The following is a 13,529-nucleotide window of genomic DNA, read 5'->3' as shown; positions in this document are numbered from 1 at the left end:
GTTTATTCCATTTTTGCAATTTACGGTTTTTTCTGGCAAACAACCTCCTGACATGTGACGGGCGAACGGAATGCCGTGGGCGACGCGGCCGGGAGCGGGAATAGATGGTTTCTGAAGCGCCGCCGTTCTGGTGGCAGAAAGCGGGCTGGCAGGCGTGGCTCCTGTCTCCTTTCTCGCTTCTTTACGGCAAGATCGCCGGCCGGCGGATGCGAACGGCGAAGAGGGCAGGCGTTGCCGTTCCGGTCATCTGCATCGGCAACTTCACGGTGGGCGGCGCCGGCAAGACACCGACGGCGATGGCAATTGCGAGAGCCGCCGCCGCAAAGGGCCTGAAACCCGGATTTCTCAGCCGCGGTTACGGCGGCACGCTCGACGTCACCACGCTTGTCGATCCTGGACAGCACCGCTCGGCCGATGTCGGCGATGAGCCGCTGCTCCTGGCGCGAGAGGCGGTCACGGTCATCTCCCGCAAGCGGGTGGAAGGCGCACACCGGCTGGTGAAGGAAGGCGTCGATCTCATCATCATGGATGACGGTTTCCAGAGCGCGCGCCTGACGCTGGATTATGCGCTTGTCGTCATCGATACGATGCGCGGCATCGGCAACGGCCATCTCGTGCCGGGCGGCCCGGTGAGGGCGCCGCTTGCCGAGCAGATGCGGCACATGACCGGGCTCCTGAAGGTCGGCAATGGCCATGCGGCCGATGCCCTGGTCCGGCAGGCGGCAAAGGCCGCCAAACCCGTCTTCGTGGCGGCGATCACGCCGCAGGAGCCGCAGGATTTCAGGGGAAGACGCGTGCTGGCCTATGCGGGCATCGCCGACCCGGCCAAGTTTTATCGAACCGTCGAGGCGCTCGGCGGCGACATCGTACTGCAGCGCTCTTTCCCGGATCATCACCATTTCAGCGACGACGAGATCGCCGATCTTCTACAGGACGCCGGTAAAGAGAACCTGCAACTGGTGACGACGGCCAAGGACGCGGTGCGGCTTAACGGGCACCACGGTCGGGCGGAAGAATTGCTGTGGAACAGCCTGGTGATCGAAATCGACATGGTGTTCGACGACCCCAACGCGGCCGCGACGATCATCGATACGGCGGTGAGGAACTGCCGTGCGCGCCTGCTGCGGGACAATGCGCGGACGTCGGTTTAGAGCACCGAAGAAGACAAACCGCCGTGCACCCACTTCTCCTCATTCCTGTGCTTGTCACAGGAATCCAGTCGGCGCGCGTCCGCGCGGCGGGAAGAGTCCTCTCAGCCCAAGGACTTGGGCTGGCTGGATCCCTGTGACAAGCACAGGGATGAGGGAAGGCAAACGCGCCATACGCAACGCGCCGCTTCCCAACTCACGCCGGCAAATTTCCAGCCTTCTTTTCGGCTTCCAGCGAAGCCGCCGCATCCACATAGGCCTCCTGCCGCGCCACGCTCCAGTAGCGCAGCTCATCGAGCGGGATGCTTTTGCCGGTGATGGCGCAGATGACGTGCGAGCCGGTCTGGACGATGCGGAAGTCACCGTCGAGATATTCGATGATGGCGAGGCGGTTGCCGCCTCCTTCAAATCTGTTCATCCGTTTTCGTCTCCTGCTCTGTCCCGTCAGGGCACCCAGTCCGAAACGGCGCAGCGTTTTCCTGAACAATTGGGTGCTCCAGTATCTCAAATTTATATAGCCCGGCGCGGCGCAAGGCCAGCCCCGCCTGCTTGCGGCGTCAGCTACGGCCGAAGAGCCGTTCTATATCGGAAAGTTTCAGTTCGATATAGGTCGGACGGCCGTGATTGCACTGGCCGGAACCCGGCGTGTTTTCCATCTGCCGCAGAAGCGCGTTCATCTCCTCCGGCCGCATGCGCCGGCCGGACCGCACCGAGCCATGGCAGGCCATGGTGGCTGCGACATATTCCAGCTTGTTGGCAAGCGTGGAGGCAGCGTCCCATTCGGCGATCTCGTCGGCAAGCTGGCGCACCAGCCCCTGCACATTGACTTCGCCCAGCATGGCGGGCGTTTCGCGGACGGCGACGGCGCCCGGCCCGAAACGCTCGATGACGAGCCCCAGCGCATCGAAACCGGCGGCATGATCCATCAGCCGGTCGCAATCTTCCTCGGGCAGATCGATGATCTCGGGGATGAGCAGCACCTGCGAAGGCGGCCGCCTGGAATGCAGCGCATTACGCATCTGTTCGAACACCAGCCGCTCATGCGCGGCATGCTGGTCGACGATGACGAGGCCGTTTTCCGTCTGCGCGATGATGTAGTTTTCGTGGAGCTGCGCCCGCGCGGCTCCGAGAGGATAAAGCACAGGTTCCGGCGAGGGGCTTGCCATGGTCTCGTAAGTGTCCCGAGGCTCGGCCCGCGCCGTCGGCATGGTGATGTCGGAAAAGCGTGACTGCACGGCCTCCGCAAATTGCATGTCCCCTGAAACCGCAAGCGGGCGGGAGGGCGAGGTGGCGGCGGACCATTTCGCGGGGGCTGCCATGGAAGGCGAGGGCCGGAGGCCGGACGGGCTGTAGCCGGGGCGGAAGGCGTTCATCATCTGGCTCGCGCCCGTCGTTGCGGCCCTGTCGCCGTCGCGCGTCAGCGCCTGCCGGATCGCGCCGACGATCAGCCCGCGAATGAGGCCGGGATCGCGAAAACGCACATCGGATTTCGCCGGGTGCACGTTCACGTCCACAAAGGCAGGATCGAGTGTGATGGACAGCACCGCGACCGGATATCGCCCATGCGGCACGGTTTCGGCATAGGCGCCGCGAATGGCGGATAAAAGCAGCTTGTCCTGCACCGGGCGGCCATTGACGAAGACATATTGATGCGCCGAGTTACCGCGATTGAAGGTCGGCACGCCGGCAAAACCGGAGAGCGTCACATCCTCGCGCCCTGCATCAATTTCGATGGCGTTGTCCTTGAACTCGGCACCGAGGATTTGCGCCATGCGGGCAAGATGGTCGTCACCGGTCGAAGGGATCTCGAGCGTAGAGCGGTCGGTGCCGGAGAGCACGAAGCGGATATGCGGAAAGGCGATTGCCATCCGTTTGACGACTTCGGTGATGGCGGCCGCCTCGGCGCGTTCCGTTTTCAGGAACTTCAACCGCGCCGGCGTGGCGAAGAACAGGTCGCGCACCTCGACGATGGTGCCGGCGTTCGAGGCGGCGGGCCGCACATAGGACACCTTGCCGCCGGTAACGGAAATCACCGAACCCTGTTCCGCGCCCTGTTGTCGGCTGGTGATTGTCAGCTTGGCGACCGAGCCGATGGAGGGCAGCGCCTCGCCGCGAAACCCGAGCGTGCGGATATCGTCCAGCGTATCGGAAATTTTCGAGGTGCAGTGACGCCGGACCGCCAGCTCCAGATCGGCCGGCGACATGCCGGAGCCGTTGTCGGTAATCCGCACCAGCCCCTTGCCGCCGCCCGCCGTGGCGATCTCGATACGGGTCGCGCCCGCGTCGATGGCGTTTTCCACCAGTTCCTTCGTGGCGCTGGAGGGTCTTTCGATGACCTCGCCGGCGGCGATCTGGTTGATGAGGGTTTCTGAAAGCTGCTTGATGGCCATGATCGTCATTTTCGCGGATTCGCCGTGGCTTCGAAAGCAAAAAACTCGAACTGCGGAAATTTGCACATGTTTTGCGGCCTGTCCGGCATTCGATCATTTCCGTCAACATGGCGTTAAGCGTTAATCCGCCTTTAATCGGCCTTGATTATGGTGAGGCGGCTTGAAATGACCGCAGGAACGGGGCCGCCTTCGCCGGGCGGTGTGTGACGTCGACTATGGGTGAGCGTCATCTTCCCCTCAAGACTGCTTCAAGTTGCAAACCCTGATGTCTCTTTTTCGGAATTTTTCGTTTCATCCCGGCATCTGCCCTGGACGATTCCACTAGAAACATAAGCCTGACCCCTGAAAAACAGGCGGGAGTTTGCAGTTGAGTGATTTGGCGTCCTCTGGCGCGGGCGTTCATACGGTGATGCTTGATGCCCTTTGCGACGCGCTTGGCGCGGCGATCGTCGTTTACGACCGGAACGATCACATTATTTTCGCAAGCCGGAAACTCTTGAGCTTTTTTCCGCTGGAGGAGGCCGTCATCGGCCCGGGCGCGCGGCTGCGCGACTATCTGAGCGCGCTTTACGATTGTTATCTGCTCGAGGCGGAAAGCCTCTCCGCCAATGCCCGCCCGCTCGGCCGGGAGGAATGGATCGGCGAGCGGCTGGCGCTGCACTGGAAGGAGAGATCGGAAAAAACCGAGCGGCTGAAGGGAGAACGCTTCCTGCGCTTCGTCATGAACCGCCTGCCGTCGGGCCTCGGCATCAGCGTGGTTGCCGATATTTCCGAACAGAAGAAACGCGAAGAGCAATGGCGCATCGACCTCGAGCGCGTGCAGCTCATCGAGGATATTCTCGACAATCTGCCGTTTCCCGTCTTCGTCAAGGACCGGAACATGGCTTATGCCGCCGTCAACAAATCCGCCTGCGCCCTGGTCGAAACCAGCCCCGAGAGCATTCTCGGCCGCACCGTTTTTGATCTCCACTCGCGCAAGGTCGCCGGACGGATCGATATTGCCGATCGTATGGTGCTGGATAGCGGCACGCCGAGCGTCATCCCCGAAAGGGTGCGGCGGCTGAACGGCGAAGAGGTGCTGACCATCACCCGCAAGCAACGTGTGGGCAGGCCCGGCCGATATTTCCTGGTGACGACGATGGAGGACGTGACAGCTCTCGCCACCATCGATGCCAACGGCATGCCCGTCATCCCCTCGCTCGAACATGTCCCTTTCGTCGCCTCCACTTACGGCAGGGATGAGGAAACGGACAAGCGCGGCGGGGTTTTAAAGAGCAAGGCGGTGCTGATCGTCTCTGATAACGGACGCTTTGCGCAAGCCGCCGGTCGTCTTCTGACCGCGGGCGGCATGGACCATGCGGCGGTGACGAGCGAGGACGAGCAGCGCGCCTTCATCGACGTCGCGACCTCCGCCGGGGTGAGCATCGATGTGGTCGTTGTCGACGCCCAGATGAGCGTCGCCTGCCTCGATATTGCCGCCGCGCATGATCTGCCCGTCGTCACCATCGAGGAAGAGGAGATTGACGCTTCGCTGCTGCATTATCTTGCGGCCGGGCTGCAATCGTCCCCGAAGGAGAAGGCCGCCGACGAGGACTGGGAGATCATGACGGAGGATCTGCCTGAAATCCTCAAGACCGGCGGCGTCTGCGATATACTTCTTGTCGAGGATAACAGGGTCAACCAGATCGTCTTTTCGCAGATACTCGAGGGCCTCGGGCTTTCCTGGCGGCTTGCCACCTCGGGCGAGGAAGCCCTGCGTCTCTTTGCCGAACAGCCGCCTTCCGCCGTCCTGCTCGACACGACGCTGGGCGATATCGACGGCTTCGAAGTCGCGCGCCGCATGCGCGGTCTTTGCGGCGAAAAGCACATTCCCATCGTCGGCGTCATCACCCACGCTTTCGAGGGCGATCTCGACAAATGCCGGGCGTCGGGCATGGACGACATGCTGCTGAAACCCGTCAGCCCGGATATGGTCGAGGCGGTTTTCCTGAGGCTTTTCGGCAAGGATGTCCTGCGGCTGCAGGCCTGACATTGCCTTTGTCGGGAGGCTATGGCTTTTTTAATACTTGCCCTGCATTGTGAGCGCGGTCGACACAGGATTCACGAGATGCAGGAATGAAACGGGCAGAGCCGCAAACGTTGCAGGTCAGCCAGAACGAGCTGCAGGCGATGGCCTACAGCGACCCGCTGACGGGGCTCGGCAACCGCTACCGTCTGCGGGACAAGATTCGCATGCTTGCCAGCGAGCGCTCCAGCGATCCGGCGCCCTTCACGGTCGGCATCGCCAATATAGACGGCTTCAAACCCATCAACGATCTGTTCGGCGTGCAGGCGGGCGATGAAATCCTGTGTCAGGTCGCGCACCGGCTGAAGGCCTGCATTCCCGATGGCGCGGTCGTGACGCGCCATGACGGTGACGAATTCGCCTTCGTGCTGCCGCTGGTGTTCGAGCGCACGGGCGCGGAGCGCATCGGCAACATGATCAAGGACGTGCTTTCGGCCCCTTACGATCTCGGCGACCGTAACGTTCGCCTGTCCTCTTCCTTCGGTTTCGCCATCTATCCCTTCGCCGGCGATGAATTCGAGGATTTACTGAAAAGCGCCGAGACGGCGCTCTATCGCTCCAAGAGACGTGGCCGCGGCCAGATCACGGTTTATTCGCGCGAAATCGCGCAGGAAATGAAGCGGGCGACGCAACTGGAACAGGCGCTCAGAAACGCCATCATCACCGATGCCATCGATGTGCATTTCCAGCCCATCGTCCGGCTGGAAGAGGCGAAGGTCATCGGTTTCGAGGCGCTCGCCCGCTGGAACGATCCCGATCTCGGTTTCGTATCGCCGGCCGTTTTCGTGCCGCTTGCCGAAGAGCGCGGTTTTATCGATGCGCTGTCGGAAGCTTTGCTCCGAAAGGCGGCGGAGGCAGCCCTGTTCTGGCCGCGTGAGCTTTTCCTGTCCTTCAACCTCTCTTCCGCGCAATTGATGGATCCCAGCACGGCGGACAATATTCTCTCCATCCTCTCGCGTGTTGGTCTCGATCCTCATCGGCTGGAGCTTGAAATCACCGAAACGGCTGTGATGACTTCCGCCGATACCGCTCAGCGCATCATCAGCGAGTTGCAGAGCGCCGGCGTTCGCATTTCTCTTGACGATTTCGGCACCGGCCAGTCGAGCCTCGGCCGCCTGCGCGATTTCACCTTCGACAAGGTGAAGATCGACCGCGCCTTCGTCTCGCGCATCAGCAGCGACCGCCCTTCCGAACATATCATCAAGGCCATCGTCGCCATGTGCGAAGGGCTCGATCTCGAAGTCGTGGCCGAAGGGATCGAAGAACGGGCGGAAGAGGAAAAGCTGCGCGCACTCGGCTGCGCCATGGGGCAGGGCTATTTCTACGGCCGCCCCGCCGATGCCGCCGCGACCCAGCGGTATCTGCACGAGAATTACCGCGAGATATTGTCGGATATTTCCTGAAAACCGGGTGACCATGAATGTGGGGCGAGGCAGCCCCCAACCCTCATTCCTGTGACAAGCACAGGAATGAGGAGAGGTCGGCGGATGCCTCGCTTCACAAGCTATAAAGCGGCTCGAACCGGCCCTTCACCTCAACCCCCAGCTCGAACGTCAACCCATGCTGCGGATTGGCGGCAATGGCGTCGTCGTCGAGATGTTCGCGCGCCGAGGTGACGAGAAGGCGCGATGCGTCGGGTCCGATGAAGGCCGGGCAGGTCGTCTGTCCGCCGGGCACCTCATATCGGGCGATGTGATTGCCGTCCGTATCGTAACGATCCACGGCACCCACGCCCCAGCGGGCGTTCCAGATATGCCCTTCGGCATCGCAGACCGACCCGTCGATGCCGCCTTTGATACCGGTGGAATCGATGAAGACTTCAGCCTTGCCTGCGGGAAGGCCGGTCTCGGCATCGAGCGGCACCCGCATCAGCTTGTTCACCTTGGTATCGACGTAATATCCCGTCGCGCCATCGGGCGAGAAGCAGATCGAATTCGGAATGCTGATCTCGGCAAACAGCTTTATCACGGTGCCCTTCGCGACATGATAGATGCTGCCCGCACCGGTCTCCGCCTTGCGGCCCATGGTGCCGATCCACAGCGCGCCGGAGGGGTGCATACGCCCGTCATTGGAGCGGTTGCCGGGTAAATCCTTTTCCAGCTCCGCATGCAGCGTCAGCACGCCGGTTGCCGTGTCGCGCAGGAAAAGCCCGTCATCGGAGGCGATCAGCTGCTTGCTGTCGCTGACCTTGGCGAGCGCACTGCCCATGAAGGGCAAAGCGTGCACGGTCTTGCGGCCGGAGGCGAGATGCAGCTCATGCAGTTCCCGCTCGAGAATATTGAACCACCAGGCGGTGCCGGTCGCGGGGTCGAAGGTCGGGCCTTCGCCGAGCAGCATCGGCGTCTCGTCCAGAACACGTCCGGCAAAGGGAAAAACAGTCGCCAAGCTCTTATCCTCCGATGGCTGCATCATAGGCTGAAAGTGTGACAGTGGCGCGTTCGCGCACCTCCGCTGCCGTCATGCCCGGCTTGTAAAGGCTGGTGCCAAGCCCGAAAGCCACGATACCGGCCGAGGTATATTCAGCGAAATTCTTGTCCGAGACGCCGCCGACGGCGGCAATGACCAGATCCTTCGGCAGGATCGTCCGGATCGCATTGATGCCGGCGGGGCCGATGATGCTGGCGGGGAAGAATTTCAGCCCCGTCGCGCCGGCCTTTGCGGCCACCAGCGCCTCGGTGGGGGTGAGAACACCCGGCATCGTCACCATGCCCTTGACGCGCGCGGCAACGATCACATCGGCGTCGGCATTGGGGCTCACCATCAGCTTGCCGCCGGCCGCATCCAGCGAGGCCACGTCTTCCACGCTGAGCACGGTGCCCGCGCCGATCAGGCAATCGGCGGGCGCCATCTTCGCGGCGATCTCGATGGAGCGGAACGGATCGGGCGAGTTGAGCGGAATTTCAATGGCGCGGAAGCCGGTTTCGATCAGCGCGCCGACGACGCCTTCGGTTTCCTCGGGTTTCAGACCGCGCAGGATGGCGATCAGCGGATATTTGATGGAAGGGAAGGGAATACGCATGGTCGATCTTTCTTCTTATGGCCAGATGGCATTTGCAGCGGCCAGCAATCCGCGCCGCACGGCCTCGTCTGCATCGATGACCGTATAGTGGATATCAAGGGCGGTGAAGGCGCCTTCGTAAAGCGCGCCGAGCGCACCGGAACCGATCAGCACCACCGGCGTCTCGCGCCGGGCGGTGGAATGTGCGCCGGCGATTTCCAGCCCGATCATGATGCCGGAGAGCTTGGCCTTGGCGTCGGTGGCGGTGAGGCCATGCAGCAACTGGCCGGAACGAAGGGTGAAGAAGCGATTGGTCGCAAGCTGCGGATTGGCGTAGATGTCGCGCACCGCGGCCGTGAAAGCCGCATGCTCGCCGGTAAAGGCTTCCGCCTCGGCCACCGCATGGGAAAGGATCGTCTGTTTCGAGACGACTTCGAAGAGTTCGCCGGTCATGAACGTGGCGAAACCCGTCACGCCGCCATCCTTCACGGTTACCCATTTGGAATGGGTGCCGGGCATGCAGACGAGCTTTTCACCGGCGTCCGAGGAAGCGAGAGCGCCGAGCAACTGCGTTTCCTCGCCGCGCATGACATCGGGCGCGTTTTTGTCCCGTTGCGCCAGCCCCGGCAGAATCCGCACGTCCCGCGCCTGGCCCGGCACGCGAACCGCCCCATCGAGAACCGCCGAAAGCGATGCCGGCACGTCGATGTAACCCGCTTCGACCCAGCCCTGCCGCGCGCCTGCCATGCCGCAGACGAGAACCGGCAAACCTTCCGGCGCGCCGATGGCGTCGAGGTGCGATTGCAGCACATCGGCAAAACCGGTCCGCATGGCCGTGGTCATGCCTTCCGTGCTTCTGCGCTCCGCCAGCACCGCGCCCGATCGGCTCATGAGCCAGAGCCGGAAACTGGTCGTACCCCAGTCGACGGCGATGAAAGCGGGTTCGGACATTATAGGAGGCCTCCGTCTACGATTATGGATTGCGCCGTGATGGCGCCCGATGCCGATGATGCGAGAAACAGGCACGGGCCCGCCAGATCGGCGGCGACGAGCGTGCGTTTCAGACATTGCCGCGCGGTGGTGGCGGTAATGCCCTCATCCGTCAGCCATAGCTCCTTCTGCCGCTCCGTCACGATCATGCCGGGCAGCAGCGTGTTGACGCGGATATTTTCCGGCCCCAGCCGGCCGGCGAGGCTTTTCGTCAGCCCGATGATGCCGGCCTTGGCCGCCGCATAGGAGGGCAGCTCGCCCATGTTGAGCAGAAACGAGATGGACGAGAAATTGACGATGGAGGCGTCCTTCGCCTGCCGCAGATAGGGCAGGGCTGCCTGAACCGTGAAGAACATCTGCTTGAGATTGACCGCCTGATTGGCGTCCCAATAGGCTTCCGTCACCGTGTCTATGTCGTGGCGGTCGTCCCAGGCGGCGTTGTTGACCAGCACCTTGATGCCGCCGGTGGCGGAAGCCGCCGCCTCCACCGTATTTCCGATCGCCGCAATATCGCGAAGGTCGGTCTTGAAGAAGTGGACCGGATGCGGCGCCGTCGTTGCAAGCCGCTTGACGAGCGCCAGGCTCGGCTCTTCGGCGATATCGATGAACGAAACCTTCGCGCCCTGCATCGCAAAGGCTTCCACCAGCGATGCCCCGATGCCGGAACCGCCGCCGGTGACGAGCACGCCCGCATCCTTGAGGTCCGGAAATTGGGCTTGCGTCATCGGCGTCATCTCGTCCATGAAAGGCTTGATTGTTCCATTATTTGGAACTAGATTTTACTAAATGGAATTATTCTCTTGGCGTCACGCTTATGTCAAGGCAGATGATGGTGGATGTTGCCATGCCCGATAATAAAAAGCCCAATGGGCAGAAGCCTGATGCGGTTCCGGTGACGCAATGGAAAGCCGGAGTTGAGACGGGCACGCTCGGCAAGGCCGTCTCGCTGCTGGAGCTGATCGCCTTTGCTGAAAAACCGATGCGCTTTACCGATGTGGTCGAAGCCTGCGGCCAGCCGCGCGGCACGGTTCACCGCCAGCTCGCCCATCTCGTTGCCGAAGGCCTTGTCGATCACGCTGCCGATCAAACCTATGCCGTGGGGCTGAGGTTACTGCAACTGGCCGCGAAAGCATGGAGCGGCAACGACCTGCGCAGCGTCGCAGCCCCCCATCTGGCGGCCTTGCAGGAATTAACACAGGAGTCCGTGCATCTCGCCGTGCTGAACGGCAGACAGGTCACCTATCTCGACAAGATGGAGGGGCAGCATACATTGCGCATGCATTCGCAGGTCGGCAAAACCTCGCCAGCCTATTGCACCGGCGTGGGCAAGGCGGCGCTGTCGCTGCTGTCAGCCGAAGAACTGGCGCAGCTGGCGGCGGAGCTGGATTTTCATCGCTTCACGGAAAGCACGGTCACGACGCCGGAAGCGCTGATGGCGGAGGTGGCGACCATTCGCGACAATGGCTACGGGTTCGACCTTCAGGAGCACGAGATCGGAATTCACTGCGTCGCCGCGCCGGTCCGGGCGCCCGGCCGCAATTTTCGCGCGGCGATTTCCGTCACCGGTCCGGCCTATCGCGTGGATGTGGAGCAGCTTCGTAAATGGGCCCCTCTGGTGCGCGAGACCGCCGACAGGATTTCCGACGATCTTGCCTGCAGATTATCCCCGGTTGCGGATGGTTGAAGAAAATAGGGTGCGCAGTCCCTGGATTTTCCCGTGCGGAACCGCTGGCCATGCACCCATTCTTATGCGTTCGATATTATTTTCGACTATTCTGAATTAAGTTTTCAACTTTTGTTTGCATGAATCGTTTTGGTGAGTAACATCCGCAACAATTTCCGGGCAAGGGCGGGCCTTTGCGGCGGCATTTTCTCATTCTCGAAGAACAGCTTTGATGCAGAAAACAGAGACGGCCGCCGTTCAGTCGATTGGTGTTGATTGCGTTCGCGAGATCGCCGATCTCAACACGCAATTCGATATATTCCGGTTTCTGAAACGGCTGACGGAGGCCTGGGAATTCAAGGCTTTCATGGTGCTCGACCTGTCTTCGGAAGTGGCGAGCGAACTGTCGCAATATACGATCATCACCAGCTGGCCGGCCGAGCTTCTGCAGCGTTACGATGAAGAGGGCATGCTGCAGACCAGCCGGGTGATGGCGCAGTTGAAAAAATCGACCGTCCCCTTTTCCGTCTCCATGGATTTTCTGGTCAGAGGCGACGGAGAAATCGCCAGGAAAACCGTGATCAACCTTTTCGAACGGTTCGAGATGATCAATTCGGTCTGGTTCCCCGTTCACGACATCACCATGCGGCGCGGCGCGGTATCCTTTTCCGGCAACAAGACGGCTGTGCCCGCCAGCCGGCTTGCGGAGCTTTTTTACATTTCCAGCCATGTCTTTGCCCGGCTGTCTGAAATCCGTCGCCTCGATCTCAGGGTTCCCGAAACCTTGAGCGAGCGGGAGATCGACTGCCTGAACTGGACCGCCGCCGGCAAGACCAGCGCCGAAATCGCTGAAATCATGATGCTGTCGGAACATACCATCAATCATTACCTGAACCGTGCGACGAAAAAACTCGACACGGTCAACCGCACCCAGGCCGTCGCAAAAGCGCTGCGGGTCGGCCTGATAAAATAGCGAAATCTTAATTTTATCATTGTGATAAACCGCTTCCTGGGCGATCCTCTTTTCGAATCACCGGAAAGGAGAAATCGTTTGCCGGAACGGCATAAGGTAAAAGCAGGATTTTCTCCGACTATCGATTGCGCCGTGCTGATAGCCGCTGCCGAAAAAGGCTTTGCTGCCGATGAAGGCATAGAACTCGAACTTTTCCGAAAACAGTCCGCCCGCGCCGTGCTTGCGGCGCTTGGCGAGGATGGCGTTCACGTCGCGCATCTGCCCGCCCCGGTTCCCGTCGGCTCCGCTGTCGGCCTCGACGATCTGCCGGCCGATATTGTCGGCGTTTTCACGCTTTCCCTCGGTGGATCGGCGACGACCGTTTCCCACGGATTTTATGAGGAGCTCTACCGCGAAGGGCTGAAGCTGCCGGACCCGGCGGCTTTTGGACGCGCCATGGCCCGTGTCTGCGCCGCGCGCCGGGCGGCGGGCGGAAATCCGCCGGTCTTTGCGGTCGAGGATATCGTCTCCACGCCCTTTTATGCCCTGCGTTACCTGCTCGGAAGCTGCGGCGTGCTGCTCGGCCGGGATATGGAAATCGTCGAGGCCCTGCCGAAGGCGATGCCGGCGCTCCTGGAAAGCGGCAAGGTCGATGCGCTCTGTACCGCCGAACCGGCGGGCAGCGCCGTGGTGCTCGGCGGCGCCGGCCGGATCGTCACCACCGGGGCGTTGATCTGGCACAATGCGCCGGAAAAGATACTGGCTACGAAGAAGCGCTGGGCGGAGGACAATCCCGCCCTTCTGGAAGGGCTGTTGCGCGCCCTTTACCGTGCCGGCGAATGGTGCGCCAATGCCGCCAATATCGAGGAACTGGCCGGCATCCTCGCCGCCCCTCAATATATGGATGAGAACGGCGAATTCCTGCTGCCGGCGCTGACGGGCTATATTTCCACCTCGCAGAGGGACATGCAGCGTTTTCAGGAGTTTTTCGTGACGAGCGCGAAGGCCGCCAATTTTCCATGGCAGAGCCAGGCCCTGTGGTTCTTCAGCCAGATGTTGCGCTGGGGCGAGGTTTCCGCCGATTACCGGTTCGATACCGCCATGGTGGAGGCGGCCCGCAACGCCTACCGGCCGGATATTTTCCGCAAGGCGATGAAGCCGCTTTTCGTACCGGTGCCGGGTGCTAATCTGAAACTCGAGGGCACGCTGCGCGAGCCTGTTCATGTCGGCGCATCCCGCACGGGTCTGGTGCTCGGCCCCGACTGTTTTTTCGACGGCCATGTTTTCGATCCGGAAACGCTCGAGATGGACGACGAAATCTGA

The 13,529-nt window shown here is 61.6% G+C and carries 12 protein-coding genes; 6 read left to right on the top strand and 6 right to left on the bottom strand.

Annotated features, from left to right (window positions below):
- Window positions 1-104 precede the first annotated feature (104 nt).
- The gene (lpxK, locus tag ACQZ5G_RS06540; RefSeq protein WP_448737372.1) at window positions 105-1,151 is read left to right on the top strand and encodes a tetraacyldisaccharide 4'-kinase; all 1,047 of its coding nucleotides are present in this window, start codon (window positions 105-107) and stop codon (window positions 1,149-1,151) included.
- A gap of 193 nt (window positions 1,152-1,344) precedes the next feature.
- Here the strand turns inward: lpxK and ACQZ5G_RS06535 are convergent, their stop codons facing one another.
- Together ACQZ5G_RS06535 and mutL are read right to left on the bottom strand one after the other, a co-directional pair.
- A complete protein-coding gene (locus tag ACQZ5G_RS06535; RefSeq protein WP_448737373.1) occupies window positions 1,345-1,566 on the bottom strand; it encodes a DUF2093 domain-containing protein in 222 nt (73 codons plus the stop codon).
- 139 nt (window positions 1,567-1,705) lie between these two features.
- On the bottom strand, window positions 1,706-3,538 hold the full coding sequence (gene mutL, locus ACQZ5G_RS06530) for a DNA mismatch repair endonuclease MutL (protein WP_448737601.1): 1,833 nt from the start codon (window positions 3,536-3,538) through the stop codon (window positions 1,706-1,708).
- Window positions 3,539-3,947: 409 nt separating this feature from the next.
- Between mutL and ACQZ5G_RS06525 the strand changes: the two genes are divergently transcribed.
- A complete protein-coding gene (locus tag ACQZ5G_RS06525; protein WP_448737602.1) occupies window positions 3,948-5,567 on the top strand; it encodes a response regulator in 1,620 nt (539 codons plus the stop codon).
- Window positions 5,568-5,653: 86 nt separating this feature from the next.
- Entirely contained in the window at window positions 5,654-7,006 is a 1,353-nt protein-coding gene (locus ACQZ5G_RS06520) for a putative bifunctional diguanylate cyclase/phosphodiesterase (RefSeq protein WP_003521030.1), read from the top strand.
- A 94-nt stretch (window positions 7,007-7,100) separates the two neighbouring features.
- Here the strand turns inward: ACQZ5G_RS06520 and ACQZ5G_RS06515 are convergent, their stop codons facing one another.
- From ACQZ5G_RS06515 to ACQZ5G_RS06500, 4 genes are read right to left on the bottom strand one after another with little or no spacing between them, the layout of a single operon-like run.
- Window positions 7,101-7,988, bottom strand: coding sequence for an SMP-30/gluconolactonase/LRE family protein (locus tag ACQZ5G_RS06515; RefSeq protein WP_448737374.1), 888 nt, complete (start codon window positions 7,986-7,988; stop codon window positions 7,101-7,103).
- Window positions 7,989-7,992: 4 nt separating this feature from the next.
- A complete protein-coding gene (locus ACQZ5G_RS06510; RefSeq protein ID WP_003521032.1) occupies window positions 7,993-8,622 on the bottom strand; it encodes a 2-dehydro-3-deoxy-6-phosphogalactonate aldolase in 630 nt (209 codons plus the stop codon).
- Between the two features lie 15 nt (window positions 8,623-8,637).
- Complete coding sequence (locus ACQZ5G_RS06505; RefSeq protein ID WP_174043989.1) at window positions 8,638-9,552, bottom strand: 2-dehydro-3-deoxygalactonokinase; 915 nt, start codon at window positions 9,550-9,552, stop codon at window positions 8,638-8,640.
- On the bottom strand, window positions 9,552-10,334 hold the full coding sequence (locus ACQZ5G_RS06500) for an SDR family NAD(P)-dependent oxidoreductase (protein WP_448737375.1): 783 nt from the start codon (window positions 10,332-10,334) through the stop codon (window positions 9,552-9,554). Before ACQZ5G_RS06500 ends, ACQZ5G_RS06505 begins: the two co-directional genes overlap by 1 nt.
- A gap of 71 nt (window positions 10,335-10,405) precedes the next feature.
- Between ACQZ5G_RS06500 and ACQZ5G_RS06495 the strand changes: the two genes are divergently transcribed.
- From ACQZ5G_RS06495 to ACQZ5G_RS06485, 3 genes are all read left to right on the top strand, one after another.
- On the top strand, window positions 10,406-11,275 hold the full coding sequence (locus ACQZ5G_RS06495) for an IclR family transcriptional regulator (RefSeq protein WP_448737376.1): 870 nt from the start codon (window positions 10,406-10,408) through the stop codon (window positions 11,273-11,275).
- A gap of 211 nt (window positions 11,276-11,486) precedes the next feature.
- Window positions 11,487-12,227 (top strand): helix-turn-helix transcriptional regulator, encoded by a 741-nt coding sequence (locus ACQZ5G_RS06490; RefSeq protein WP_078051191.1) that lies wholly within the window; start codon window positions 11,487-11,489, stop codon window positions 12,225-12,227.
- 78 nt (window positions 12,228-12,305) lie between these two features.
- A complete protein-coding gene (locus ACQZ5G_RS06485) occupies window positions 12,306-13,529 on the top strand; it encodes a CmpA/NrtA family ABC transporter substrate-binding protein (RefSeq protein WP_448737377.1) in 1,224 nt (407 codons plus the stop codon).

The organism is Agrobacterium sp. 22-214-1, from assembly GCF_053522465.1.
The sequence above is the reverse complement of the archived record's forward strand: the minus strand, read 5'-3'. Positions and strand labels throughout refer to the sequence as shown.